At 67.9% G+C, this 26,215-nt stretch carries 26 protein-coding genes; 14 read left to right on the top strand and 12 right to left on the bottom strand.

The features are described from left to right. Nucleotides 1-4 precede the first annotated feature (4 nt). The 4 genes from AC5RVZ_RS24765 to AC5RVZ_RS24750 form a co-directional block, all read right to left on the bottom strand. Complete coding sequence (locus tag AC5RVZ_RS24765) at nt 5-889, bottom strand: carbohydrate ABC transporter permease (protein ID WP_494068272.1); 885 nt, start codon at nt 887-889, stop codon at nt 5-7. Continuing rightward, on the bottom strand, nt 889-1,794 hold the full coding sequence (locus AC5RVZ_RS24760) for a carbohydrate ABC transporter permease (RefSeq protein WP_494068271.1): 906 nt from the start codon (nt 1,792-1,794) through the stop codon (nt 889-891). The genes AC5RVZ_RS24765 and AC5RVZ_RS24760 overlap by 1 nt, the downstream gene beginning before the upstream one ends. Before the next feature lie 91 nt (nt 1,795-1,885). After that, entirely contained in the window at nt 1,886-3,166 is a 1,281-nt protein-coding gene (locus AC5RVZ_RS24755) for an ABC transporter substrate-binding protein (RefSeq protein ID WP_494068270.1), read from the bottom strand. Between the two features lie 147 nt (nt 3,167-3,313). Then, a complete protein-coding gene (locus AC5RVZ_RS24750) occupies nt 3,314-4,534 on the bottom strand; it encodes an ROK family transcriptional regulator (protein ID WP_494068269.1) in 1,221 nt (406 codons plus the stop codon). Between the two features lie 147 nt (nt 4,535-4,681). Between AC5RVZ_RS24750 and AC5RVZ_RS24745 the strand changes: the two genes are divergently transcribed. Continuing rightward, nucleotides 4,682-5,407 carry a hypothetical protein gene (locus AC5RVZ_RS24745; RefSeq protein WP_494068268.1) on the top strand — a complete coding sequence of 242 codons (726 nt, stop codon included), beginning with the start codon at nt 4,682-4,684 and terminating at the stop codon, nt 5,405-5,407. A gap of 15 nt (nt 5,408-5,422) precedes the next feature. Here the strand turns inward: AC5RVZ_RS24745 and AC5RVZ_RS24740 are convergent, their stop codons facing one another. The 4 genes from AC5RVZ_RS24740 to AC5RVZ_RS24725 all read right to left on the bottom strand — a co-directional run bounded on the left by AC5RVZ_RS24740 (nt 5,423) and on the right by AC5RVZ_RS24725 (nt 8,733). After that, complete coding sequence (locus tag AC5RVZ_RS24740; protein WP_494068267.1) at nt 5,423-5,956, bottom strand: gamma carbonic anhydrase family protein; 534 nt, start codon at nt 5,954-5,956, stop codon at nt 5,423-5,425. A 73-nt stretch (nt 5,957-6,029) separates the two neighbouring features. Further along, on the bottom strand, nt 6,030-6,641 hold the full coding sequence (locus AC5RVZ_RS24735; protein WP_494068266.1) for a class I SAM-dependent methyltransferase: 612 nt from the start codon (nt 6,639-6,641) through the stop codon (nt 6,030-6,032). A 117-nt stretch (nt 6,642-6,758) separates the two neighbouring features. After that, entirely contained in the window at nt 6,759-7,619 is an 861-nt protein-coding gene (gene purU, locus AC5RVZ_RS24730) for a formyltetrahydrofolate deformylase (RefSeq protein ID WP_494068265.1), read from the bottom strand. A gap of 4 nt (nt 7,620-7,623) precedes the next feature. Then, nucleotides 7,624-8,733, bottom strand: a complete 1,110-nt coding sequence (locus AC5RVZ_RS24725; RefSeq protein ID WP_494068264.1) for an FAD-dependent oxidoreductase — start codon at nt 8,731-8,733, stop codon at nt 7,624-7,626. Between the two features lie 250 nt (nt 8,734-8,983). Between AC5RVZ_RS24725 and AC5RVZ_RS24720 the strand changes: the two genes are divergently transcribed. From AC5RVZ_RS24720 to AC5RVZ_RS24705, 4 genes are all read left to right on the top strand, one after another. Continuing rightward, nucleotides 8,984-10,084 (top strand): S1C family serine protease, encoded by a 1,101-nt coding sequence (locus AC5RVZ_RS24720; RefSeq protein ID WP_494068263.1) that lies wholly within the window; start codon nt 8,984-8,986, stop codon nt 10,082-10,084. Nucleotides 10,085-10,331: 247 nt separating this feature from the next. Further along, nucleotides 10,332-11,612, top strand: a complete 1,281-nt coding sequence (gene glyA / locus AC5RVZ_RS24715) for a serine hydroxymethyltransferase (RefSeq protein ID WP_494068262.1) — start codon at nt 10,332-10,334, stop codon at nt 11,610-11,612. A 1-nt stretch (nt 11,613) separates the two neighbouring features. Beyond that, nucleotides 11,614-12,513, top strand: a complete 900-nt coding sequence (locus tag AC5RVZ_RS24710; RefSeq protein WP_494068261.1) for a bifunctional methylenetetrahydrofolate dehydrogenase/methenyltetrahydrofolate cyclohydrolase — start codon at nt 11,614-11,616, stop codon at nt 12,511-12,513. 396 nt (nt 12,514-12,909) lie between these two features. Further along, entirely contained in the window at nt 12,910-13,887 is a 978-nt protein-coding gene (locus AC5RVZ_RS24705; protein WP_494068260.1) for a putative endonuclease domain-containing protein, read from the top strand. Nucleotides 13,888-14,122: 235 nt separating this feature from the next. Here the strand turns inward: AC5RVZ_RS24705 and AC5RVZ_RS24700 are convergent, their stop codons facing one another. Beyond that, nucleotides 14,123-15,517 (bottom strand): MFS transporter, encoded by a 1,395-nt coding sequence (locus AC5RVZ_RS24700; RefSeq protein WP_494068259.1) that lies wholly within the window; start codon nt 15,515-15,517, stop codon nt 14,123-14,125. A gap of 268 nt (nt 15,518-15,785) precedes the next feature. Here AC5RVZ_RS24700 and AC5RVZ_RS24695 point away from each other — a divergent pair, with 268 nt between their 5' ends. Further along, nucleotides 15,786-16,706 (top strand): LysR family transcriptional regulator, encoded by a 921-nt coding sequence (locus AC5RVZ_RS24695; protein ID WP_494068258.1) that lies wholly within the window; start codon nt 15,786-15,788, stop codon nt 16,704-16,706. Nucleotides 16,707-16,908: 202 nt separating this feature from the next. Here AC5RVZ_RS24695 and AC5RVZ_RS24690 read toward each other — a convergent pair whose 3' ends face one another. After that, a complete protein-coding gene (locus AC5RVZ_RS24690) occupies nt 16,909-18,159 on the bottom strand; it encodes an NAD(P)/FAD-dependent oxidoreductase (protein ID WP_494068257.1) in 1,251 nt (416 codons plus the stop codon). Here AC5RVZ_RS24690 and AC5RVZ_RS24685 point away from each other — a divergent pair. After that, a complete protein-coding gene (locus tag AC5RVZ_RS24685; RefSeq protein WP_494068256.1) occupies nt 18,158-18,316 on the top strand; it encodes a hypothetical protein in 159 nt (52 codons plus the stop codon). The two genes, AC5RVZ_RS24690 and AC5RVZ_RS24685, sit on opposite strands and share 2 nt — an antisense overlap. Before the next feature lie 130 nt (nt 18,317-18,446). On the opposite strand, the gene AC5RVZ_RS24680 is transcribed toward AC5RVZ_RS24685, so the two are convergent. Next, on the bottom strand, nt 18,447-18,773 hold the full coding sequence (locus AC5RVZ_RS24680; protein WP_494068255.1) for a 2Fe-2S iron-sulfur cluster-binding protein: 327 nt from the start codon (nt 18,771-18,773) through the stop codon (nt 18,447-18,449). 71 nt (nt 18,774-18,844) lie between these two features. Beyond that, nucleotides 18,845-20,035 (bottom strand): cytochrome P450, encoded by a 1,191-nt coding sequence (locus AC5RVZ_RS24675; RefSeq protein WP_494068254.1) that lies wholly within the window; start codon nt 20,033-20,035, stop codon nt 18,845-18,847. 191 nt (nt 20,036-20,226) lie between these two features. On the opposite strand from AC5RVZ_RS24675, the gene AC5RVZ_RS24670 reads away from it, so the two are divergent. From AC5RVZ_RS24670 to AC5RVZ_RS24640, 7 genes are all read left to right on the top strand, one after another. Then, entirely contained in the window at nt 20,227-21,150 is a 924-nt protein-coding gene (locus tag AC5RVZ_RS24670; protein WP_494068253.1) for a LysR substrate-binding domain-containing protein, read from the top strand. Nucleotides 21,151-21,228: 78 nt separating this feature from the next. Beyond that, a complete protein-coding gene (locus tag AC5RVZ_RS24665; protein ID WP_494068252.1) occupies nt 21,229-22,194 on the top strand; it encodes an ABC transporter ATP-binding protein in 966 nt (321 codons plus the stop codon). After that, complete coding sequence (locus tag AC5RVZ_RS24660) at nt 22,187-23,296, top strand: ABC transporter permease (RefSeq protein ID WP_494068251.1); 1,110 nt, start codon at nt 22,187-22,189, stop codon at nt 23,294-23,296. The genes AC5RVZ_RS24665 and AC5RVZ_RS24660 overlap by 8 nt, the downstream gene beginning before the upstream one ends. Continuing rightward, nucleotides 23,293-24,126, top strand: coding sequence for an ABC transporter permease (locus tag AC5RVZ_RS24655; RefSeq protein ID WP_494068250.1), 834 nt, complete (start codon nt 23,293-23,295; stop codon nt 24,124-24,126). The genes AC5RVZ_RS24660 and AC5RVZ_RS24655 overlap by 4 nt, the downstream gene beginning before the upstream one ends. A gap of 225 nt (nt 24,127-24,351) precedes the next feature. Then, the gene (locus AC5RVZ_RS24650; RefSeq protein ID WP_494068249.1) at nt 24,352-24,711 is read left to right on the top strand and encodes a VOC family protein; all 360 of its coding nucleotides are present in this window, start codon (nt 24,352-24,354) and stop codon (nt 24,709-24,711) included. A 60-nt stretch (nt 24,712-24,771) separates the two neighbouring features. Beyond that, nucleotides 24,772-25,299, top strand: coding sequence for a hypothetical protein (locus AC5RVZ_RS24645; RefSeq protein WP_494068248.1), 528 nt, complete (start codon nt 24,772-24,774; stop codon nt 25,297-25,299). Between the two features lie 83 nt (nt 25,300-25,382). Further along, entirely contained in the window at nt 25,383-26,207 is an 825-nt protein-coding gene (locus AC5RVZ_RS24640) for an exodeoxyribonuclease III (protein ID WP_494068298.1), read from the top strand. The last annotated feature ends 8 nt before the right edge of the window (nt 26,208-26,215 follow it).

The raw sequence follows: 26,215 nt of genomic DNA, 5'->3' as shown, positions 1-26,215 counted from the left end.
CCGCTCAACCCTTGACCGAACCGCTCATCAGGCCGCCGACGAAGTACTTGCCCAGGATGATGTAGACCAGCAGGGTGGGCAGCGAGGCGATCAGGGCGCCGGCCATCGACGCGGCGTAGTCGGTCAGCTGTCCGCCGGCCAGGAAACTCAGCGCGATGGTGACCGGGCCGTTGGAACCGGAGGAGAAGAACGCCGCGAACAGGTAGTCGTTCCAGGCGGAGGTGAACTGCCAGATGAGCACCACCACGAAGCCCGGGGCGGAGACGGGCAGGATCACCGAGGCGTAGGTGCGCAGCAGCCCGGCTCCGTCCATGCGCGCCGCTTCGATCAGCTCGGCCGGCACTGATTCGTAGTAGTTGCGGAAGATCAGCGTGCAGATGGGCAGGCCGTAGACGATGTGCAGGACCAGCAGCGAGGGGATGCCGTTGGGCACCCCGAGACCCTGCATCAGCTGGGTGAGCGGGATCATCACGGCCTGGTACGGGATGAACATGCCGAACAGGATGAGGGTGAAGACGACATTGGCGTAGGGAAAGCGCCAGCGGGAGAGCACGAAGCCGTTCATTGATCCGAGCAGGGCCGAAATAATCGAGGCGGGGATGACCATGGCGAAGGTGCGGCCCAACGCCGGGCCCAGGGTGTCCCATGCCTTGGCCCAGCCCGCGGTTTCCCACGTCGTCGGGAAGAGCCACGCGTTGGAGGGATCGGCGTCGGACGGGCCCTTGAAACTGGTAATGAACAGGACGTAGGCCGGAATCAGCACCACAAACACGAACACCAGCAGGATGGCGTACTTGAGCGTGCGGTTCATTTTCTGCCGGCCGGTGCGGGGAGCCGCGGGTCGGGGCCGGGCAACCTCGACGGGCGGCGGCACGGTTGCGGTAGCCATCAGCGCTTCTCCTGCCGTGAGGTGTAGACGAGGTACGGGACGACCACCAGCGCGACCAGCACCAGCATGATGGTGCCGATGGCGGCCGAGTCGGCGTAGTCGCTGCCGATGTACTTGACCCACATCATGGTGGCCGGGACCTGGATGTCGTAGGTATTGGCGTCGGGAACGATCGCCCGGATCAGGTCGAACAGCTTCAAGGACATGTGGCCGATGATGATGACCGCCGAGAGCATCACCGGGCTCAGCTGCGGAAAGATCACGTGTCGGTAGAGCTTCCACTCGCTGCAGCCGTCGATCCGCGCGGCTTCGCGCAGTTCTTCCGGGATGCCGCGGAATCCGGCCAGGAACAGGGCCATTACGTAGCCGGAGAGCTGCCAGATGGCCGGCACGGCGATGGCGGCAATGCCCCAGTTGGGATCGGACCACCAGCTGTTCTGCAGGAAGCCGAGCCCCGTGCTGTCCAGCAGCCGGTTCAGGCCGGTGGCACGGTCACCGCCGGGCTCGTTGGTCTGCAGGCTTGAGAGCAGCCAGCGCCAGACCACGCCCGAGGCGATGAAGGACACCGCCATCGGGAAGAGGTAGACCGAGCGGAACAGCCCCTCGCCGGCGCCGGGCCGCTCCAGAATCCAGGCCCAGAGGAAGCCGAAGATCAGCGTGCCCGCCAGGAACACCACCGTCAGCAGGAGCAGGTTGCGCAGTGCGTGCTGGAAATCTGCGTCCCCGAACAGCCGGAGGTAGTTCTCCAGGCCGACGAATTCCGACGACGGCCGGGCCGTGTGCTGGTTGGTCATCGAGATGCGGACGTTTTCCGCGATCAACGCGTAGACGAAGACCGCCAGCAGGATGAGGGTAGGGGCGATCAGGGCCAGCCCCGGTCCCCAGGTCTTCACTTTCTTCAACATGGACTTCTCCTAGTGCCGCCGTACACGCCGGTGTGACATGGAAGGGCGGGCGCGGTGGTGGTGCCGCGCCCGCCCTTCCGGACGTTTTGGCTTACTGCATGAACTTCTCGGCGATTGACGCCAAGGATTCCTGCAGGGCAGCCACGTCCTGAGGGCCGCCGAACTTGCTGACGGCGGTGCTCAGCTCGTTCAGCCAGGCCACCGGCACGGCGGCACCGTGGGCCAGCGAGGACACGATGGTGTCGGACGAGAAGTCCTCGATGGCGCTCTGCTGGTATTCGCCGAACTCGTCGGACGGCACGTCGGTGCGGGCCGGGATGGAGCCCTTCGCCGCGTTGAATGCCTGCTGGCCCTCAACGCTGGAAATGGTGGTCAGCCAGGCCTCGGAGCCGGCCGGGTTGGGAGCACCCTTGGGCAGCGTGAACGAATCGGCCAGGAAGTCGAAGACGCCGTCGGTGCCCGGGGTGGGGAAGTAGACGTAGTCCTCACCGGGCTTCTTACCGTCCTGCGCGAACTTGGCTTCGGCCCAGTCACCCATCACGTTGTAGGCGGCGGCGCCGTCCTCCACCAGCTGGGTGGCCGGACCCCAGTCGCTGAGGGTGTCGCGGTCGGAGTTGGTGTAGCTGAGGGTCTTCTTGTAGTTCTCGATGGCTTCGGTCACGTCCGGGCCGGACCAGTCGGTGGTGCCGTCCCAGAGCCCGTTGTAGCCCTCGGCGCCGAGGGTGGCAAGCAGGATGTTCTCGAACAGCTGGACCTGGGTCCAGGTGCCGGCCACGGCCAGCGGGGTCTTCCCCGCCTCCTTGATCTTGTCCATGTCCGCGAACCAGGCGTCGAGGTCGGCCGGCGGGCTGTTCGGATCCAGGCCGGCTTCCTCCAGCACGTCCACGTTGGCCCACACCACGTTGGCCCGGTGGATATTCGACGGCACGGAGTAGATCTTGCCCTCGACGGTCAGCCGGTCCAGCAGGTCCTGCGGGAACGCCTCGTTGAGCTGCGCGTCCTCGTAGAAGGAGGTGAGGTCCTCGAGCTGGTCGGCGGCGATGTAGTCCTGCAGCTCGGCTCCGGCATGCGCCTGGAACGAGTCCGGCGGATTGCCCGACTTCAGGTTGGCCGCCAGCACGCTCTTGGCCTGGCTGCCGGCGCCGCCGGCGACGGCAAGGTTGTCGAACTTCAGCTCCGGATACTGTTCAGTGAAGATTTCCACCAGCGCATCCAGCCCGACCTTCTCGGAACCGTCCGCCCACCAGGTGAAGACTCCTACCGACCCCGACGCTTCCTCAGGGTTGGCTTCGTCCACCGCGCTTCCGCCGCCGCATGCGGACAGGAGCAAACCCGCGGCCGCAACGCCGGCGAGCAAAGATTTGCGTCGCATAAACGCCTCCATCAATCAGCAGTCATGGCCACGGGGTCGGCAAGACCCGCACACGGATGTGTGGCTTAGTACCGAAGTTAACTCCGTCACACACCTTGTCGTCAAGAGTTGAACGCAAAGAGGGTCCCGGGAGGGTTTCGTCCGTGCTTAGGCGACGGGGAGTTCGGCCTGTTGCAGCACCAGCGTCGCGGCGCCCAGCGCCTCGGCGCGGCTGCCCAGGGTGGACATCGCCAACTCCGTGGATTCCCCGACGACCGGGACCGCGTGGCGCAGCAGCCCGCGCCGTATCGGGTCCAGCAGGATGCTGCCGAGGCCCGTCAGCGGGCCGCCGACCACGATGACCTCGGGATTGAGCAGGTTGCAGACGTTGGCGAGGGCGCGTCCCACCGCCACGCCCGCGTCGTCGACCACGCGCAGGACGGCCGGGTCGCCCTCCAGCGCGATCCGGACGATGTCCTCGGTTCCGATGGGCTCGCCGCGGCCGCGGCTGAGCAGGTCGATCATGGTGGAGGTGGAGGCCACCGTCTCCAGGCACCCGCGGTTGCCGCACCGGCAGATGATGCCGTGTTCAGCGACTGTGGCATGGCCGACCTCGCCCGTGACGCCGACGTGGCCGTAATAGAGCTTGCCGCTGAGGACCAGGCCGGCCCCGATCCCGGAGCCGATCTTCAGGAAGACCAGGTTTTGCGCGTGCTGGTAGGGGCCCCAGCTGACCTGGGCGAGCGCGCCCAGATTTGCGTCGTTGTCCACGAAGACGTCGGTGCCGAACCTGTCCCGCAGCCGGGCCAGCAGATTGATGCCCACCCATTCGGGCAGGATGGCGCCGTGGATCACGGTGCCGGTCCTCCGGTCGATCGGGCCCGGTATGCCTGCGCCCACGCCGATCACCGCCCGGGGGGAGACGGAGTTTTCATCCAGCAGCCGCTGCGCCAGCCGGGCGGCGGTGTCGATGCCCTGCTCCGCTCCATGGCCGAGGGGCAATTCGACGGCGCCTTCGGCGAGCACCTGGTGGTCGAGGCTGACCAGCACAACGTGCACGTGCCGGCGGCCGAAATCCACTCCGACGGCAACCGCGCCACGGCCATCGAGCAGGACCGACAGGGCGCGGCGGCCGGAACTCGTGGTCGGCGCGGTGCTGACCAGTCCGTCGTCGGCCATCGCCTTGACGATGTTGGAGACCGTGGCGGTGGAGAGCCCCGTTTGCCGGGACAGTTCGGCCTGGGTGAGCGGGCCGCGGGACATCAGCGCCTGCAGGACCCGTTGGCTGTTCCGCCGCCGCAGGGCGCTTTGGGACCCCGGCCGGAGCTGGGGTGCGCGCGGCACCGGAGGCTGCGCGGCCTCGAGGGTGGACGGCTGATCGGCTCGCATACAGAAAAGCGTGCGGCAGCGCCGCCTTGTAGTCAAGAAGTTAACGCAACTGGCCCGTCGCGGCACCCTGGGCGGCCGGGCCTTGCCACGGATCAGGGCCAACCATTCGTGAGCGTAGACTGGGCGCAACGCGCGGAGGCGAATGACATGGAAGACCTCAGGCTCATTGTCAACGATCTGGAACGCAACGCACGGCTTCCCTCCGGCGACGACGAACGGTTCGTCGGTTACGTCGTGTCGGGCCTGACGTTCTCCTCTGGCCACGTGCTGGGGCTGCGGCGGTTTCCGGTCACCTCGGTCGGCCCCGGTTACACCTCGGTGTGGCTGCGCGACCCCGCCGAAAATTGGAGCATCTTCACCACGGCGCCGGCGGAAACATCCTGTCCCCGGTATTTCGGCAGCGGGCTGCGGCATACCTCGGTGCACGCCATCGCGGTCGAATGGACCGGACCGCGCGGTTTCACCGTTTCCATCCCGGACATCGACTTCTCTTGGGAGGCAACCGTCTCGGACACCCCGGTGACCCGGCTCATGTCCGGAATGACGGCGAAGACGCCGGACCGGCTGTGGCAGAGTGGGCCCTTCCTGGCGGCCATGGGCGTCATGGCAGGCCCCGCGCTGCGGCTGGGGCGGATGCGGCTGGCGGGCACCGCGCCCAACCGGCAGCGGTTCCGCGCCGCACCGCGCCGGCTGTGGTTCATCGACCAAAGCAGTGCACGGCTGGGGGCAACGGACTTCGGGCCGCCGGGACCGCTGCCGGAGCAGGCCAGGCTGGGCGGCTTCTGGGTCCCGCAGCGCGGTACGTTCATGATCGGCACGGCCGCCTTTGAGACCCTTGATCCGGCCAGGCACCTGCAGCAATCCACGGCCTGACCGGGCTCTAGGCGGCTACGCCTCCGCGGCGTCGTCGATCGCGTCGCGGTGCACGGCGGCGATTTCCACGTAGCGGGCGGCGTTGTCCAGCACCGACTGGTACTCGTCCTCGCTCAGTTCGCGGCGGACCTTGGCCGGGACACCCGCGACGAGCGAACGCGGCGGAATCTGCGTGCCCTCCAGCACGACGGCGCCGGCTGCCACCAGCGAACCTTCACCGACCACTGCGCCGTTCATGACCGTGGCGCTCATGCCGATCAGGCAGTTGTCCTCGACCGTGCAGCCGTGAATCACGGCGGCGTGGCCGACGCTGACCCCGGCGCCGACGGTGCAGGGGAAGCCGGGGTCCGCGTGCAGGACCACGTTGTCCTGCAGGTTGCTGCGCTCGCCGACGCGGATGGGAGCGGTGTCGCCGCGGACGCTGACGCCGTAGAAGGCGCTGGAGTCGGCTGCCAGCGCTACGTCGCCGCTGAGCGTCGCCGTGGGGGCGACGAAGGCGGACGGATCGACGGCCGGCAGCATGCCGGAGATGGTGATGATGTGGGCCATCCCCTCAGCCTAGCGACACCGGACCCGCCGCAGGAGCTTCGTGACGGGCCTTCCGTGCCGCGGAGCCGGCCGGTCACGGCTTGGTCAGGATGAAGAACTGATAATGCCGGCCGAACTCCGGCCGCTCCCACGTGGTGAAACCCGAGATGAGGCCGTGCTCCCCAAAGAGCCGCCGGACGGTTGCGTCGCTGCGGCGGCTGTAGAAGCGGCGCGGTTCGAAGTCGTCGTCGGCAACGATGCCCTCCTCGTCGTCGCCGGACCAGAGCCCGACCGCCAGCGGAGCGCCCGAGACCAGCACCCGCATGGTCTCGGCGAGAACATCCGGCAGGTCCTGGTCGGGGATGTGCAGCAGCGTGCTCATGGTCCAGCCGGCCGAGAACGTTCCCCCGGCAAACGGCAACTCCCGGGCCGAGCCGACCACCGCCTCCAGGTGCTTCGCCCGGGCCAGCCGGACGTTCTGCTCGGACAGATCGACGCCGGTGTAATGGATGCCCGCGGCCTTGAACGCGAGCCCGTCCGTGCCGGTGCCGCAGCCGACCTCCAACACGCTGTGCCGCCGGGCCGCGACCAGGGAGGCAATGAATTCCTGCCGGGCTGCGTCCCTGCGGGGATCCCTCCAGCGCCGGTCGCGCTCTGGCGCCTGCCGGTCGTAGAACGCCTTCAGTTCAGGCTCATGGTTGCCCATCCGACGAGAGTACGCCCTGCGCCGGGCCGGGCACAGGGGCGGACACCGGCGTCGTCATGGGCGGCGGCGCCGGCCCCGACGCGACGCCGCCGCCACCCCGAGGCGACGTCGGCGTCACTAGTTGAAGACGACGGTGCGGGTGCCGTCGAGGAGCACCCGGTGTTCGGCGTGCCACTGCACGGCGCGGGCCAGGGTGCGCGCCTCGCCGTCGCGGCCCAGCGCCACGAACTGCTCGGCGGTGTGCGCGTGGCGGACCGGAATGACTTCCTGGTCGATGATCGGGCCCTCGTCCAGGTCCCCGGTGACGTAGTGCGCCGTGGCGCCGATCAGCTTCACGCCGCGGGCGTGCGCCTGGTGGTACGGCCTGGCACCCTTGAAGCTGGGCAGGAACGAGTGGTGGATGTTGATGGCCTTGCCGGCCAGTTCGGTGCAGAGCTCGTTGCTGAGCACCTGCATGTAGCGGGCCAGCACCACCAGTTCCACGTCGTGTTGCGCGGCCAGGTCCCGCAGGGCCTGCTCGGCCTGCGGCTTGGTGTCCGGGGTGACGGGAATGTGGTGGAAAGTGATGCCGTAGAACGCGGCGAGCTCGGCCAGGTCCTGGTGGTTGGAGACGATGGCGGGGATCTCGATCGGCAACGTGCCGGAGCGCTGCAGGAACAAAAGGTGGTTCAGGCAGTGCGCCGACTTGGACGCCATCAGCAGCGTGCGCATCTTCACGCCGTCGCGGCGCAGCTTCCAGTCCATGCCGAACTCCTGCGCGACCGGCTGCAGCCGGTCGTGGAGTTCGGTGTAGGACAGGTCCGTGGCAACAGCCACGCGCATGAAGAACCGGCCCGACTGCGGGCTGCCGTACTGCTGCGAGTCGGTGATGTTTCCGCCGGCCCCGGCCAGGGCGCCGGCAACGGCATGCACGATGCCGGGGCGGTCCGGGCAGGAAAGGATCAGGGTGTAGGCGGTGGCGGCGGGAGCTTCAATCACGCAACTAGGGTACCGGCTGGGCTTCGGCTTCTGCGGCAAGGTACCTGCCCGCGGCCACGGCGGCCGCCCGGCCGGCGCGGGTGGCCCCGACCGTAGACGCAGATGCGCCGTATCCGACCAGGAACAGCCGCGGCTCCTTCACCACCGAGACGCCGTCGTCGCCCATCCGGATCCCGCCGCCCGGTTCACGCAGCCGAAGCGGCGCCAGATGGTCCAGCGACGGCCGGAATCCGGTGGCCCAGAGGATGACGTCTACATCTTCGGCGGAGCCGTCGGCGAATTCGACGCCGTGCTCGGAGATGCGGGCCAGCTTGCCGCGTGAGACGAGCACGCCGTCGTCGATGCCCTTCCGGTACGTCTCGGTCAGCGGCAGCCCCGTGGCGGCAACCACGCTCAGGGTCGGCAGGCCGGCGCGCGTGCGCTCGCTGACCCTGCGTTCCACGTCGACACCCCATTCCATGTCGAACGGGGCCGCGGTGAAGTCGGGGTCGCGGCGGGTGGACCAGAGCGTGTCCGCCCCGGCCGCGTCCAGTTGGAGCAGGAACTGCAGCGCGGACGTCCCGCCGCCGACCACCAGGACCCGCTGCCCGCGGAACTCGTCCGCCGACCAGAAGTCCCGGGTGTGCAACTGGCGGCCGCGGAAGATTTCCCGGCCCGGGTAGTGCGGCCAGTGCGGCTTGTCCCAGGTACCGGTGCCGCTGATGACGGTTCGCGCCAGCCACTCGCCGCCGGTGGCGCTGCGCACGCGCAGGAAGGCACCGTCGTCGTCCACCGAGGTGACGCGCACGGGGCGGTGCACGGGGAGATGAAACTCCCGCTCGTAGGTGCCGTAATAACGGCGGACGACGGCGGAGGACGGCTCCTGCGGGTCCGGAACCCCGAGGGGCAGGCCGGGAAGGTCGTGCAGGCCGTGCGCCGCGTCGAAGGTCAGCGAGGGCCAGCGGTGGCGCCAGGCGCCGCCCGGGCCGTCGTTGGCGTCGAGGACCACGAAGTCCTGATCCGGGACCAGGCCGCGGCGGGCCAGCCGGTAGGCCGCGCTCAGCCCGGCCTGGCCGGCGCCGATCACCACCGCCTGCAGCGGCTGTTGACCGGTGCCGATTGCCTGGTCCGTCACGATACCCCTCCGATTTGTTGACGCTTCAACATCTGTTCGGTGCAACGATGGCCGGCGGTTGGGTATTCCGTGGCCAGCGGGCGGGGGAGCGAGGCGGGCCGGCGGGGGAGTATGGCGGCAGGGCCCGAGAGGAGCGTTTCGGGCCGGCGGGGAGAGTGTCGCGTGCCGGATCCCCTCGATGGCCGTAAGGCGTTTTCTGCCAATCCCGATGGGTCTAGGGTGGCAACAGCGACAACGGAAGGTCCGGTCCATGACGCATTTGGAACGGGAGAAAACGATCCGTGGTGCAGGGCGCGTGCTGCTGGCAGCCGCGCTCCTGGCGGGCCTGGCCGGGTGCACCGGCGGGACCGGCGGGGAGCCGCCCGCGACCGGCGGAGGGGAGCCGGCCGCGACCGGCGGCGGGACCGCGCAGGCGCCGGGGGACGCGGGAGGACAGCCCGCGGGAGCGCAGCCTGCCGGCGGCATTCCGGAGATCGTGGAGAACGTGCAGCCGTCCGTGGTGACGGTCTTCACCGACAACGGCCTGGGCAGCGGCGTGGTCTATTCCGAAGACGGGCTGATCCTGACCAATGAACATGTGGTCGGCGACAGCACCACGGTGGAGGTTGGCTTCGCCGACGGGCAACGCAGCGTGGGGGAGGTCCTGGCGACGGATGCGGTGTCCGATCTGGCGTTGGTGCGGACCGAGCGCGACGGGCTCCCGGCCGCCGAATTCAACACCTCGCTGCCGACGATCGGCGAACTCGCCGTGGTGATCGGTTCGCCGCTGGGCTTCGAGAATACCGCCACGGCAGGCATTATCTCCGGCCTGCACCGTTCCATCCCGGGCTCCGCCTCGTCGAGCCTGGCGCTGGTGGACCTGATCCAGACCGACGCGCCGATCAGCCCCGGCAACTCGGGCGGCGCCGTCGTCAATGCGCGGAGCCAGGTGGTGGGCATCAGCGAGGCCTACATCCCGCCGGAGGCCGGCGCGGTGTCGCTCGGTTTCGCCATCCCCGCCGCCACCGCCCGGGAAGTCGCCGAGGAACTGCTCGAAGACGGGACCGCCGACCACGCTTTCATGGGCCTGACTCCTGCCAGCATTACGGCGGCGATCGCCGAGCAGCTTGGCGTGCCCCAGGCGGAGGGTGTCCTGGCCCTGTCCGTGGGCGAGGGCGGCCCGGCCGACGAGGCGGGAATCCGCGCCGGCGATGTGCTGCTGAGCGTGGACGGCGAGGCGTTGGCGACCGCCGAAGACCTGCTGGCAGCCATCCGCCAGCACAATCCGGGCGACACGGTCAGCGTGGAAGTGCGCCGCGACGACGAGACCCGGAGCGTGCAGGTTGCGCTCTCGGACCGCCCGGTGCCGTGAGCGGCTGCTAGGATTGGCTCGCCGCGACTGGCGTTAGGTGGGGCACCACCAGGAAGTGGCAGCAGGGCCGGAGACCGTTGGTTACCGCTCCTGTATATACCGACCTCGGATCGCACGCCTGGGACGTAAGGTCACGTTCGGGCCGGAGTGTGTCCGGGGCAGGTCATGCGTCATGCGTGCGGGTGCCTGCAGCCGGTAATCTGGCCTGTAGCAGTGAGATAAGCCCCACCACCCAGGAGATTCTCCCTTGACTTCTACGCCCTCTGTGACCGATCTGCCGCTGTCCCAGGTGGATCCTGAAATCGCCGCCGTGATCGACGCCGAACTCGGCCGCCAGCGTGACACCCTCGAAATGATCGCCTCCGAAAACTTCGCGCCGCGTTCGGTGCTCGAAGTCCAGGGCTCGGTCCTGACCAACAAATACGCCGAGGGATACCCGGGACGCCGCTACTACGGCGGCTGCGAGCACGTAGACGTCGCCGAAAACCTGGCCATCGAGCGCGCCAAGTCGCTCTTCGGTGCGGAATTCGCCAACGTCCAGCCGCACGCCGGCGCCCAGGCCAACGCGGCCGCCCTCTCCGCCCTGATCCAGCCGGGCGACAAGATGATGGGCCTGTCCCTGGCGCACGGCGGCCACCTCACTCACGGGATGAGGCTGAACTTCTCCGGCAAGCTCTATCAGGTGGCCGCCTACGAGGTTGACCCGAAGACCTTCCGGGTGGACATGGACAAGGTCCGCGAGCAGGCGCTGGCCGAGCGCCCCAACGTGCTGGTGGCCGGCTGGTCCGCGTACCCCCGCCAGCTGGACTTCGAGGCGTTCCGTTCCATCGCCGACGAGGTCGGAGCCTACCTCTGGACCGACATGGCGCACTTCGCCGGGCTGGTCGCCGCCGGCCTGCACCCGAACCCCGTGCCGCACTCGGACATCGTTACCTCCACGGTGCACAAGACCCTGTCCGGCCCGCGCTCCGGCGTGATCCTGGGCAAGGAAGCCTTCGCCAAGAAGGTCAACTCGGCCGTGTTCCCGGGCCAGCAGGGCGGCCCGCTGATGCATGTGGTCGCTGCCAAGGCGGTGGCCTTCAAGATCGCCGCCGGCGAGGAATTCAAGCAGCGCCAGGAACGCGTGCTCGAAGGCGCCCGGATCCTGGCCGAGCGCCTGTCCGCCGCCGACGTGGCCGAGGCCGGCGTGTCCGTGCTGACCGGCGGCACCGACGTCCACCTGGTCCTGGTGGACCTGCGCAATTCCCAGCTGGACGGCAAGCAGGCCGAAGACCTGCTCCACGAGGCAGGAATTACGGTCAACCGCAACGCCGTGCCGTTCGACCCGCGCCCGCCGATGGTCACCTCGGGGCTGCGCATCGGCACGCCGGCGCTGGCCACCCGCGGTTTCGGGGCCACCGAATTCACCGAGGTGGCAGACATCATTGCCACCGCGCTCAAGGGCGGCGCCGATACTGCCGCCCTGCGGGCCCGCGTGAAGAAGCTCGCCGACGACTTCCCGCTCTACCCCGGCCACGAGGAGTGGTGACATGAACCTCTACACGACCCCGCCGACCGCCCGCGTGCTGGACGGCAAGGCCACCGCGGCGCAAATCAAGACCGAGCTCACGGAACGGGTAGCAGCACTCAAGGCCAAGGGCATCGTGCCCGGCCTGGGTACCGTGCTCGTCGGCGAGGACCCGGGCAGCAAATGGTACGTCGGCGGCAAGCACAAGGACTGCGCCGAAGTGGGCATCGAGTCGATCCGTCGCGAACTGCCTGACTCCGTCTCGCAGGAGGAACTCGAAGCGGTCCTCGATGAGCTCAATGCCGACCCGGCCTGCACCGGTTACATCGTGCAGCTGCCGCTGCCCAAGCACATCGACACCAACCGCATCCTGGAGAAGATCGACCCGGCCAAGGACGCCGACGGCCTGCACCCGATGAACCTGGGCCGGCTGGTTCTCAACGTGGGCGAGCCGCTGGACTCGCCGCTGCCTTGTACCCCGCACGGCTGTGTGGAGCTGCTGCTGCGCCACGACGTCGAGTTGGCGGGCAAGCGCGTGCTGGTCGTCGGCCGTGGCGTCACCGTAGGGCGACCCCTGGGCCTGTTGCTGACCCGCAAGGAGATCAACGCGACGGTGATCCTCGCCCATACCGGAACGCTGGACCTGGCGGCGGAACTGCGCGAGGCCGACGTCGTGATTGCCGCCGCGGGGATGCCGCACATGATCAAGGCAGCCGACCTCAAGCCGGGCGCCGTCGTGCTGGACGTTGGGGTCAGCCGCGTCGAGGACGAGGACGGCAAGGCCCGGGTGACCGGCGACGTGGAGCCCGAGGCCCGCAACGTGGCCAGCTGGCTCTCGCCCAATCCCGGCGGCGTCGGTCCGATGACGCGTGCCATGCTGCTGGCCAACGTCGTGGGAGCCGCCGAGCGCCAGGCTGGCTGAACCTTGCGCTGAACCTCAAGAGGGCGGTGTCCGGATCCCGGACGCCGCCTTCTTGGCGTTTCCGGCCACGCTGCTTGGTCCAGCTGGCCGTGTCCGGCAAAGCCGGCGGCCGGGGGCTTGGCCTCGCCTACGCGCGGCGGGAAAGCCGGCGGCGGCCGGACATGGAGCGGCGGCTGGAAAGCCTGCGGCGGCATTGAGCCGGCAGCCCATATGAGCGGCCGCCGAAACTGTACGGCCGGCAACTCGTGAGCGGCCGCCGAAGCGGTGGCAACTTTGGCGACAATCGAGCGGCGAAAAGTTGCAGCGACACGCCGAAGTTCGCTGCAGCTTTCCGCCACTCGATGACGCTGTGAATAACTTCCGCACGCCAGGGCGCCGGCTGTAGATAATGTCCGGATGAGCCCAGCACGCCGACCGGGACCCGAACAACGCCTGCCACGGCTGAGGCCGCTCCCGCCACACCTGCAGGCCGCCGCGTTCACGATCGAGGACGGCCTGCAATCGGGGCTGAGCAAGAGCCAGTTGCGCCATCCACGCCTCATCCGGATAAGCCGGGGCATCTGCACCGTCCAGCCGGCCGGCCTCGACCTCGCAGCCCGCGTGCGGCCGTTCACGCGGATCAGCGATTCCAGCGCTGCCTCCCATGAGACCGCGGCACGCCTGTGGGGCTTTCCCGAACCTGCCGCCGGCTTCGATCGGCGGATTCATATCTCGCGCCCGAGCGACCGCGCACGTATGCAACGTCCCGGCGTGGTAGGCCACCGCTCCCGGCTCGTTCCGGATGAAGTGGCTTGGGTGGATGGACTGTGCGTCACGACGCGCACGCGGACATGGCTGGACTTGGCGGAGTCCCTCGAACTGGCCGATTTGGTGGTGATAGCCGACTACCTCCTGCGCATTCCGCGGCCGGACTTCGAAGGGCGCGTGGCTCCATTCACCACTCAGGAGGACCTTCACACCCTGCTGAGCCGCCACCCCGGAAAGCGGGGCCTGCGCAAAGCTCGTGCAGCCTTGGCGTTGGCCCGGGTCGGAGCGGACTCTCCACCCGAAACCAGGCTCCGGCTGGCCATGCTCAGCGCTGGATTGCCGGAACCCGAGGTGAACAAGCCGATCAGGGACGACGACGGCGCTGTTCTGCACAGTCCGGACCTGTCGCTGCCTGAATACCGGATCGCCATCGAATACGAGGGCGAAGGCCACGGCCAGGCTGACCAAATCGCGCGGGACATCGAGCGGGCGGAACGGGCCCGGTCAGCAGACTGGGACGAGGTCCGGATCTCCAGACGACACATGGCCAACGGCGCAGACCGCGCGATCCAAAAAATCACCGCGGCATTGCAGCGGCGTGGTTGGTCCGCGGAGCAAGCTGCCTGAGCTCACAACCAGCCCTCCCGCAGCATGTTCTGGGAAGTACGACGCCGGTCGGTGCGCCCGAAAGATCGACGGACCGGACGGACACGACTGAGCTACGACGCCGGTCGGGCCCCGTAGAGGTCGACGGAACCGGCCGGACACGACCGAGGCGGGTGTCCGGCCGGAGTTTGTTCCGGCAGGACACCCGCCTCGATATCGAGTCAGCTTGAGTTACTCCAGCACGACCTTTGCTGGCTTAGACGCCGGCCTTGACGGCGTCGTCGGTGGAAACCCCGCGGCGCTTGTCGAAGACGGTAGCCCCGACTTCCTGCTCGGCCTGGTTGTTGATCGACAGATCGATGCCAGGGCGGTCGCGCAGGATCAGCACGGCGATGATGGAGATGATCGTCATGCCGAACAGGTACGCCGAGACGGAGCTGCTGGTCCCGGTGGAATTGATCAGGGCCTGGGCGATGGTCGGGGCGAACGCGCCGCCGAGGATCGCGCCCAGTGCGTAGGCGATCGAGACACCCGAGTAGCGCACCGAGGCCGGGAAGATCTCGCTGTACCAGGCCGCCTGCGGGCCGTAGCTCAAGCCCAGGCCGAAACTGAACAGCGCCAGCGCCAGGTACAGCATCCCCAGCGAACCGGTGTCGATCAACCAGAACAGCGGGAAGACCGTCAGCAGCTGGGCGCCGAAACCAATCAGGTAGGTGCGCTTGCGACCGATCTTGTCGGCCATGATGCCGGACACGGCGGTGAAGATGAACCACATGGCCGAGGCGAACGTGATGGCCAGCAGCACGTCGGTGCGCTCCATGCCCACCGCATCGCTGGTGGCGTAGCTGGGGATGAACCCGCCGGTGGCCATGTAGCCGGCAGAGTTGTTGCCGGCGAAGATCAGTGCGGCCAGGATGACCAGCAGCCAGTGCTTGCGGAACAGTTCCACGATGGGGACCTTCTGCTGCTGCTTCTTGTCGGCAATCTCCTTGAACACCGGGGACTCGTCCACCGAGCGGCGAACCATGTAGCCGATGGCGATCAACACGACGCTGAGCAGGAACGGGATGCGCCAGCCCCACTCAAGGAAGGCCTCGCCGGGGGAGATCACGCCGGTCATCAAAGTCATGACGCCCGAAGCGAGCAGCATGCCGAGCGGCACACCCAGCTGGGGGAACGAGCCTGCACGGCCGCGGCGGTCACGCGGGGCGTGCTCCACGGCCATCAGGACGGCTCCTCCCCATTCGCCGCCGGCGGAGATGCCCTGCAGGATGCGAAGCGAGAGCAGCAGCACCGGGGCTAGGATTCCGGCCGTCTCGTAGGTCGGCAGGATGCCGATCAGCGTCGTCGCTGCACCCATCATCATCAGCGTGATGACCAGCATGGCGCGGCGGCCGAGCTTGTCGCCGTAGTGGCCGGCCAGGAAGGCGCCCAGCGGCCGGAACAGGAAGCTGATGCCAACGGAGGCGAAGGCCAGGAGCAGCCCGATGGATTCGCCGGCCGGCTCGAAGAACAGGTGCGCGAAGACCAGGCCCGCTGCTGTGGCGTAGATGAAGAAGTCGTACCACTCGATGGTGGTGCCGATGATGGTGGCAAACGCGACGCGACGCTGATTAGCCGCGGACGATTGCCCGGAAACTGTAGTGCTCATAGTTGTCCTCTTGGGTCGGTCACACCGAGGAGGCCGGCGCGACCAGATGGGTGGAGCTTAGGCGGGCGGGAACGACGGGGCCGGGGTGTTCGGCCCGGATCGTGTGGTTCCGCCGCCGGGTCTGCTTGGCAGCCCGGCGATTGCCCGCCGGTTGGGATCAGCCACCGTTTGGGGCAGAACGTTGAACGTGACAACCATTGTGACACGCCTCGCAATCGTCGGTAAACTTCAGATAACCGACGAACTTCTTTGATTGGACTGAAGTACTGTGGTCGATTTCACCTTGCGCCAGCTTCAACTCTTCGCGGCCCTCCCGGACCATCCGACACTGAGTTCGGCTGCCGCCAGCCTCAACATCTCGGAGTCCGCGCTGTCGCAGGCCATCACGGCCCTTGAACGAGCCGCGGGTGAGCAGCTCTGCGTGCGGCGAAAGGCGCGCGGCCTCCAGTTGACCCCGTCGGGCCAGTTCTTCGCGCAACGGGCCCGACTGCTGCTGCGCGATGCGGAAGCACTGATGAACGACCTCTCAGGCGCAGCCGGCGAACTTAAGGGACCGGTGCGGTTGGGGTGCTTCGCGAGCTTCGCCAGCAGCGTCCTGCCCTCGGTACTCGATCGCCTGCCCGAACAGTATCCGGGCATCAGCGTGGACGTCACAGTCGGCTCCCACGACGACCTGCTGCCCGCACTGGACGCCGGGCTGCTGGATCTGGCCATGGTCTACGACATGGAACTCCCGGCCGGGTACAGCCAGCGCACCATCTATCAGACCGAGTTGCAGGCGGTGCTGCCGCCGGAACATCCCTTGGCCGAGCAGCCAACGGTGGATCTGGCGGACCTCGCCGCCGAACCCCTGATCATGTACGAGTCGAGCCCGAGCACGGCGAACACGTATCGCGTCTTCGAGGAACGCGGCCTGCGCCCGTACATCGCCACGTCCATGCCGCAGGCGGTGCTGGTGCAGGCACTGGTCGGGCGGGGGCTTGGGTACGCGCTGCTGATGTCACGGCCGGCCGCTCCGGCCGTGACGGTCGAAGGCCGGCCGGTCGCGGTGCGGCCGCTGTCGCCGCCCGTATCGCAGACGACCATGTGCGCGATCTGGCCGGACACCATGGTGCTCAGTCCCAGAGCCGAGGCGGTGCTGGGCCATGCCGTGCAGGCACTGGGCAGCGGCGCAGGCACCGCAACCTGACCCGCCGCCGGGCACCTGACCCGCCACCAGGCAACCCGACCCGCCACAACCTGACCCGCCGCGGGCAACCCAACCCGCCACAACCTGACCCGCCGCCGGCAACCCAACCCGCCGTCACCACCTGACCCGTCACCAGCTGACCTGCCGCCATCTGACCCGCCACCCGCCATCTGACTCGCTGCCTGCCGCACCGGCGGTGAAGCTAGAGCGCCGCCGGCTGCAGTTTGGAGTGGGCCTTGAGGTCGAAGGCGGGGTCGGCGGCTTGTTCCAGGGTGAGGGTGGCGCCGGCGGCGAGGAGGCGGCGGGCGGCCATGTGGTCCGCGGGCTGGTTGACGGATTCGACGGCGGCGAGGGTGCCGTTGCGGAAGCAGAAGACGGAAAACTTTTCGTCGGCGGGGTCGCCGCGGAGCACAACGTCGTCGCCGGGGGTGGCCAGTCCGGCGATCTGCAGGCGCAGGGGCCCCTGGTTGGACCAGAACCAGGGCAGATCCGCGTAGCCGCCGTACCCGGCGCCGAGGATGGCGCGGGCGGCGTGCCGGGCCTGGTCGGTGGCGTTCTGCACGGATTCGAGCCGGGTGCGGGTGCCGGCGTGGGCGTTGGGGAAGGACGCGCAGTCGCCGATGGCGTAGATGTCCGGGTCGGAGGTGCGCAGGGTGGCGTCCACGGTGATGCCGTTGTCCACCTCGAGGCCGGCGGCCGACGCGAGTTCGGTGCGCGGGATGACGCCGACACCGACGAGGACCAGGTCGGCGCGGTAGCGTTCGCCGGTGGTGCTGACCGCGGCGGTAACGTGGCCGGTCTCGTCGGCGTCGAAGGAGGCGATGCCTTCGCCCAGGCGCAGGTCCACGCCCAGGCGCCGGTGGGCGGCGGCGAAGAACGCGCTCATCGTGGGGGTCAGGGCCCGGCCCATGGGCCGGTCGGCGTACTCGAGGACGGTGACGTCCAGGCCGCGGGCGCGGGCGGCGGCGGCGAACTCCAGGCCGATGAAGCCGGCGCCGATGACGACGACGGAGCCCACCGTGTCGAGGCGGGCGTGCAGGGTCTGGGCGTCGGTGAGGGTGCGCAGGCCGTGGATGCCGGCCAGGCCGGCGCCGGGCACGCTCAGTTCGCGGTTGGCGGCCCCGGTGGCGAGCACCAGCTTCGTGTAGGACAGCGTGGCGCCGTCGTCGAGGGTGACGGTCCTGGCGGCCCGGTCGATGGAGGTGGCGCTCACGCCGAGGCGGGCGTCGACGTCGTTGGCGGTGAAGAATTTTTCCGGGCGCAGCGGCAGCGGGGCCGGGGTCTTTCCGGCAGCCAGGTAGTCCTTGGACAGCGGGGGCCGCTGGTAGGGGTGATGCGGCTCGTCGCCGAGCACGGTGATGGCCCCGGCGTAGCCTTCCTTGCGCAGCGAATCCACCAGCTGGATGCCGGCCTGGCCGTTGCCAACAATGACGATGTTTTCCGGGCTATTCATGGAGGGCCTTTCGGTGCGGGACATGAAGGCGGGCGCGGCGGCCCGGTTAACCCTGCTCGTCGGGGATGTCGACGTCGAGTTCGTCGAAGTGGTCGCCGGCGGTGAGCTGGCAGCCCAGGCGGCGGCGGCCGGGTCGCGGGGAGATGCGTTGCCTTGATCGTAGGCCAGCAGTCGGCCGTCGCGACTGTGTGGCGGCTTCGGTCAGCATTGGTTGCGGGCCGCTCACGCAGGATGCGGGGCCGTTCAACACGGCGGCCGCTGCACCGGCCGCCGTCGGCCGTAAGGCTTTAGATCTGGTCGTCGGGGACGTCGACTTCGATCTGTTCGAGGCCGTCGCCGACCGTGATCTGGCAGCCGAGCCGGCTGCGGGTTTCGTCGCGGGGGCCGGCGGTGCAGTCGAGCATTTCGTCTTCGTCGTCGCCGATTTCGGGCAGCCCGTCCAGGTATTCGGGGCGGACGTAGACGTGGCAGGTGGCGCACATGGCCTGGCCGCCGCATTCGCCGACGATGCCGTCGACCCCGTTGGTCACGGCGGCGCGCATCAGGGAGGTGCCGGGGTCGACGTCGAGCACGTCAACGTTGCCGTCGGAGTGGTGGAAGCTGATCTTTGCCATGGGAAATCGTCCTTGCTCTAGGCGCTGGTTATAAGGGAGTCGGGCGGGGAAGGGTGCCGTGCGGGCCGGTCTTAGCCCCAGAGCACCGGGAATTTGGTCATGCCGCGGAAGACCCAGCCGGCGTCGACCGGAGCGTTGTCCGGATCCAGACGGAGATTCGGCAGTTCGCGGAAAACCTGCGGCATGGCAATTTGTGCCACCGAAGCGCGGGCCACCCAGGCGCCGGCGCAGAAGTGGTTGCCGCCGCCGAATGCCAGGTGCGGCTTCTTCTCCCGGTTGATGTTGAAGGATTCGGGGTCCTCGAACACCGCCGGGTCGCGGTTGGCTGCGCCGACGACGATGCCCAGCCGCGCGCCGGCCGGCAGTTGCATGCCTTCCACGACGGTGTCGCGCGTGACCTCCCGCGGGTACATGCCGATGGGGGCGACCCAGCGCACGGACTCCTCGAAGGCGCGCGCGTAGAGGCATTTGTCGGCGAGCACCTGGGCCAACTGGTCGGGGTTGGCCAGCAGCGCCCACACGGTGGTGCCCAGGACGTCGCGGGGTTCGTTCAGGCCGCCGCCGATGGTCATCTTCATGTTCGCCCGGATGGCCTCGAGCGGGATCGGCATGGAGGTGAGCCCGGACAGCAGGCTGGCATCCGGATTCTTGCGCAGGTAGGGCAGGATTTCGTCGATCGCGTCGTCGACTTCGTTGTATGACTGTTCCGACTTGGCCCAGACGTCCGGGTCGTCGGCGTAGTTGCCGGTGCCGTCGATCATGGTCTGCGACCAACGTTGCATGTCTTCCTGGGTGGCATTGTGGAAGCCCATGATCAGCCGCAGGTTTTCCGCGGCGTAGGGGGCGGCATACTCCCAGACGAAGTCGGCGCCCGGGCCGGCCGCCTTCAACTGCGCCAGGTATTTGTCGCTGTTGGCCTGGAAGATGGCGTTCCAGTGCTCCTTGATGGCCTTGGGCCGCAGCACGTTCCCGTAGGATTTCCGGTCCACCTCATGCTCCGGGTCGTCCTTGCGCAGCATCGAGTGGCCCATGGCCCGCTTCATGAGCGAATTGGTCTCGTTGGCGGAAAAACGCTCCTGGTCCTGCTCGATCACGTGGCAGGCCTGGTAGCTGGTAACCATGTACCGGTTGACCGCGGGCACCCAGTGCACGGGCGCTTCGGCCCGCAGCTTCTGATAGATCGGATACGGGTTCCGGTAGAGATCCGGGATGGTGACCCAATCCGCGGTGGGAACCGGGCGGGCTTCGGTGGCGGCGGTCATTCTCGCTCTCCTCGTCGTGGTTGGTCCGGAATCGGGTTGCCGGAGCCTTGCCGGCGGTCCTCGCACCGTACCCGGCGTGAGGTGTATCTCCTCCGAGTGTGACAGCAAACATATCCGCCGGTAAAGTTCATAAAAAGGGGAAATATCCTCCGAAAAACCTTGGTTTACATTCTTGCGGCGCAGGAGGCACTTTGGTCCGGTACACGCTGCGGCAGCTGGCGTACTTCGTCGCAGTGGCAGAGGCCGGCACGATCGCCGCCGCCGCCGACGAACTCCATGTCTCACAGACGGCAGTGGCCGCGGCAGTGAAGGAACTGGAGCGTATTTTCGGCACCCAGCTCACGGTCCGCCGCAAGGCACACGGCGTCAGCCTGACACCTGCCGGCCGGCAACTGCACGCCCGCGCCGCTACCTTCCTGCGCGAGGCCGAGGAGCTGGAGCTAAGCACCAGCAGCGGCGGGGGAGAGCTGGCCGGCCCGCTGGTGGTGGGCTGCTACCTGACCCTGGCGCCGACTGTCCTGCCCGGGCTGCTGGAGCGTTTCACAGTCGAGCATCCCAAGGTGCAGCTGGACTTCGTCGAAGGCACCCAGGATGCCGTGCAGGACAAGCTGTTCACGGGGGAGCTGGACCTGGCCATCGTCTACGACATGGATCTGCGGCCGGGACTGGAGTCGGTGCAGCTGGACGCCATGCATGCCTACGCGCTGTTGCCGGCCGACCACCGGCTGGCCGGCCGGGAGGCGGTGAGCCTGGCCGAGCTGGCCGAGGAGCCAATGATCCTGCTTGATGCGCCGCCGAGCAGCCATCACACGATGTCGGTGTTTCGTGATGCTTCCGTCGTGCCGAAAATCAGGTACCGCACCACGGACTTCGAGCTGACCCGCTCGCTGGTCGGGCGGGGCATCGGCTACTCGGTGCTGGTGCAGCGGCCGTCCGGCGATGCCACCTATGAAGGCCGGACTTTTACCGCGTTGCCGATCGAGCCGGCGGTCCGCCCAGTCGGCGTGAAGATCGTCTGGCCCGAAGGGGTCAGGCTGACCGACCGGGCCGCGGAGATGGTCAGGTATGCGGTCGAGGCCCACGCGCCCCGCCAAGGTGGTGGCTCCGGCCGTTGAGTGCTTCCAGCTGCGACATCGAAAAGGCGAGACCCCGATTGGCTTTCCTCAATCGCTAGTGTGATCTAGGCTATAGCAGTGCCTCAAACATCGCTTTCACACCGGTTGCCTCAGCAAACCTCCGCAGCCGTCATTTCCGCCCGGAACGTCGTGAAGACCTACGGCGACTTCAACGCCGTCGACGGCATCTCCTTCGAAGTCCCGGCGGGGGAGTCGTTCGGGCTGCTCGGACCTAACGGTGCGGGCAAGTCCACGACCATGCGGATGATCGGCGGCGTCTCGCAGCGGACGTCCGGCGAGCTGAGCATCATGGGCCTGGACCCGGACCGGCACGGACCCGAGGTGCGGGCGCATCTGGGCGTGGTGCCGCAGCAGGACAACCTGGACGAGGAACTGAAGGTCCGCGACAACCTGATCGTTTACGGCCGCTACTTCGGGCTGCCGTACTCCTACCTGCGCCCCAAGGCGGACGAACTGCTGGAGTTCGCGCAGCTGACGGACAAGGCCAAGGCGAAGGTCGATGCCCTCTCCGGCGGCATGAAACGGCGGCTGACCATCGCCCGTTCGCTGATGAACGATCCGAAGGTGCTGCTGCTCGACGAGCCCACCACCGGACTCGATCCGCAGGCGCGCCACATCCTGTGGGACCGCCTCTTCCGGCTCAAGGAAGCGGGCGTGACCCTGATCCTGACCACGCACTACATGGACGAGGCCGAGCAGCTGTGCGACCGGCTCATCGTGGTGGACAAGGGCAAGATCATGGCGGAAGGGTCGCCGTCAGCCCTGATCCGCGAACATTCCACCCGTGAGGTCCTCGAGCTTCGGTTCGGTTCCGAGCGGAATACCACCGTGGCCCCGGAACTGGCGGGCATCGGGGAGCGGCTCGAAACGCTGCCGGACCGCGTGCTGGTCTATGCCGACGACGGCGAGGCGGCCCTCGAGCAAGTGTCCAACCGCGGCCTGCGCCCGATCACGTCCCTGGTGCGGCGTTCCAGCCTGGAGGACGTCTTCCTCAGGCTGACGGGCAGGAGCCTCATTGACTGAGCAACAGCCCACGCAGGTGCCGGGCGGGCAGGACATGGAGACCACGGCGCGCCCGGCCGAAGAAACCACCGCGCGCGCGTCCGAAGACACGCCGGCGCGCCCGGCCGAAGGAGCACCGGCGCCCACGGCCGGAGAGTCCGGGCGGACCGCGACCGCTGCAGCCTCCGTGCCGGACGCCGCGGCCGCCGCGGGCTCGGTCGATGCGCGGGCCCCGGAGCAGCTGTCGCTGCGGGAAATCGACGCGCTGACGCGGCCGGTCACCGGCCTGCGCTCGCCGCTGACCCCGCTGCAGTCGGCCGAGCGCGCCCGGAGCTTCGGTTCCGTCTACTTCCTGGAGCATTGGCTGCGGCAGTTGCGCGGCTACGGCTGGACCGTCTTGATGACGGCGGTCGGCACGCCGCTGGTTTACCTGTTTGCCATGGGCGTGGGGCTCGCCACGTTGGTGGACGCCAACACCAACGCCTCGCTCGACGCCGGAAACGGCCAGTCCGTGCCGTATCTGGTCTTCGTGGCGCCTGCCCTCCTGGCGACCGCCGCGATCATGGTGGCCAGCGAAGAGAACACGTACTCGGTGATGTCGGGGTTCCGATGGCGCAAGACCTACTACGGTCCCAACGCCTCGCCGCTGCAGAGCCACCAACTGGTCAACGGGCACTCGTTGGGCGTGCTGGCCCGCCTGCTGCTGACCACCGGCTTGTATTTCCTCTGCCTGGTCATCTTCGGCGCGGTGACCGAGGCCACCGCCTGGCTGATGGTCATCACGGCGGCCCTGGGCGGGATGGCCTTCGGGCTGCCGCTGATGGCGTACTCGGCCAGCATCGAAGAAGACCGCGGCCAGTTCGCGCTGGTGCAGCGGTTCATCGTGATGCCGCTGTTCCTCTTCTCCGGCACGTTCTTTCCGCTGGAGGCCATGCCGCTGGTGGTGCGCTGGATCGGCTGGATCTCGCCGCTGTGGCATTCGACGGAGCTGGGCCGGGTGCTCAGCTACGGCTATGTTGAACCGGCCTGGTTGACCGTGCTGCACGTCGCCTACCTGGCCGTCCTCTGCGCGGCCGGCTGGGTCTTCGCGCGCCGCATCTATATCAGGAGGCTGGGCAAATGAGCCAGCACGTTCTCCCGCAGCCGCCGCGGCTCGAGCCGGCGCGCCGCCCGTTTGGCTCGCTCTATGCCGGCAACGTGCGGGCGGTCTTCGCCCGCGGCGTCAAGGCGACCTGGGGAACCAACTGGGCGATCATGGTCAGCGGTTTCGTCGAGCCGGTCCTCTACCTGGTGGCGATGGGCATCGGACTGGGCTCGCTGATCGGCACGATAAGCGGCCCCGGCGGAACCGAGATCGGTTATGCGAACTACATTGCGCCGGCGCTGCTGGCCGTCTCGGCAATGAACGGCGCGGTGTACGACTCCACCTGGAACGTCTTCTTCAAACTGAACTTTGCCAAGCTCTACGAAGGCATGTTGTACACCTCCCTGGGACCGCTGGACGTGGCGCTCGGCGAAATCCTGCTGGCGCTGATGCGCGGAGCCCTCTACGCCACAGGCTTCACCGCGGTGATGGGGGCGATGGGGTTGATCACCTCGCCCTGGGCGCTGTTGATGATCCCCGCAGCCGTGGTGGTGGCCTTCGGCTTCGCTTCCTTCGGCATGGCCATCACCAGCTACATGAAAACGTTCCAGCAGATGGACTGGATCAACTTCATCATGCTCCCGATGTTCCTGTTCTCCGCGACTTTCTACCCGCTCAGCGTCTACCCGGAGCCGATCCAGTGGCTGATCCAAGCATTCCCGCTCTGGCACGGCGTGGAACTGCTTCGCCAGCTCAGCGTCGGCGCCTTCACCGCCGCCACGTGGATTCACGTCCTGTACTTCCTGGTCATGATCGTGCTCGGGCTGATCCTGACCACCGGGAGGCTGCGCAAGCTCTTCCTGAACTGACCGCGTGCTGGCGGGCGGCGGGGGAGGCCTGACGTACGGTAGGCGGATCTGACGTGCGGCGGGGAGTCCTGACGTACGGTAGGCGGACCGACTCGCGGCGGGCGACGCGCGGCGGGCATGGACCGACGACGTGCGGCGGCGGCCGCCTTGTCCTTGCCACACCCTTGCGGCGCATCAATGATGGAGACACCGTCCTAAGGCCCGAACCAACTAAGGAGCTGGCACATGATCGGCAAGTGGCAGGCACTGGTCATCGATTGTCCGGACAGCGATGTACTGGCCACCTTTTACGAGGAGCTGCTGGGCATGATCCGGGTCCAACAGGACGACGACGGCTGGATCAGCATCGGGGATGCCCCGGACCGGCCGGCCATCGCCTTCCAGCAGGTCCGGGATTACGAGCCACCCCAGTGGCCGGGACAGGAGCATCCCCAGCAGATGCATGTTGACGTCAGGGTCCGGGACCTGGACATCGCCGAAGGACTGGTACTCCAGCTGGGAGCCACGAGCATGGACTCGGGCACCGAGACCTTCAGGGTGTACCTGGACCCGGCCGGACACCCGTTCTGCCTGGTGCAGTGGTAGCGCGCTGAGCCGTGGGCGGACACGGCGCACGCAGGCGCGTGGATTTGAGAGAATAGGCCCATGCGATCAATTGGTCCCGAGTCTTCCGTTACGTCCACCGCCCGCCAGCTGCCGTTCAAGGCCGGCAACATCAGTCTGGCAGTGCTGGTGCTTGTCTTCCTGGTCGCGGTTATCTTTGCCGCCAATGAGAACGACGTCATCGGCTGGATCGTCGTCGCAGTGTCGCTGGCATGGCTGGCCCTGGCCGCCTTCGTGGTGTTCAGCGTCCGCGGTGCCACCCGCAAGGCGAAGGAGAAGCTGGCCAATGTGCAGGCCGATTACGCCGGGCGGGCCAACCCCGCTCCGGGCGGCGGCACCGCCCTCGTCGAGGAAGAACTCACCAGGGCGAATGCCGTGCGGGACGAAAAGCTGGACCACAGCTTCAAGATCATCCAGGTGCAGGCCAAGGTGATGCGCGACTACCGCGGCAAAGACGAGGGCATGGTGGACCGGGCGCTGGAAACGGTAGAGATTACCGCCCACAACGGGCGAAGCATGATCCGCAAGGACGACGGCGGCGGAACGGTCAGCGGCACAGTTGTTGGCTGAACTGAAGGGTTGGGTAAGGTAGTCGGGTGACTTTGGCAACCGTTTCCCCCGCACCGACCACCTCCCGCGACGCCGCCGGCGGACTGATCCAGGCAGGCAAGACACTGCGGATCGCCAGCGTCAACGTCAATGGCATCCGCGCCGCCTACAAGCGCGGAATGGCCGACTGGCTGGCCGTCCGGGACGTGGACATTTTGTGCCTGCAAGAAGTACGGGCGCCGGACGCGGTAGTACGTGAGCTGCTGGGCAGCGACTGGCACATCCTGCATGCCGAAGCCGAGGCCAAGGGCCGAGCCGGTGTTGCCATCGCCTCCCGCGTTGAGCCGACTGCCACGCGCAGCCACATCGGCGATGAATACTTCCTCTCCGCAGGCCGCTGGGTGGAGGCCGACTTTGCCGTGGACAGCGTCGACGGCGAAAAGACCCTGACGGTGGTGAGCGCCTACGTCCATTCCGGCGAGGTCGACACCCCCAAGCAGGTGGACAAATACCGTTTCTTGGACGCCATGTGCTATCGGCTGCCGCAACTGAAGGCCGAGCGGGACTACGCGCTGGTCGTCGGCGACCTGAACGTGGGCCACACCGAGCTGGACATTAAGAACTGGAAGGGCAACGTCAAGCGCGCCGGCTTCCTGCCCGAGGAACGGGCCTATTTCGACCGCTTCTTTGGCGAGGAGATCGGTTGGCGCGATGTGCACCGGTCGCTGGCCGGGGCTGTCAGCGGTCCCTACACCTGGTGGTCCTGGCGCGGCCAGGCCTTCGACAACGACTCCGGTTGGCGCATCGATTATCAGGTGGCCACCCCGTCGCTGGCCGATCTCGCGACGGCCGCCGCCGTCGACCGTGCCGCCACCTACGACGCCCGATTCTCCGACCACGCACCGCTGGTCGTCGACTACCAGTTCTAGGAAGCATC

The sequence above is a fragment of the Arthrobacter sp. Cza30 genome (genome assembly GCF_059090765.1).
The sequence above is the reverse complement of the archived record's forward strand: the minus strand, read 5'-3'. Positions and strand labels throughout refer to the sequence as shown.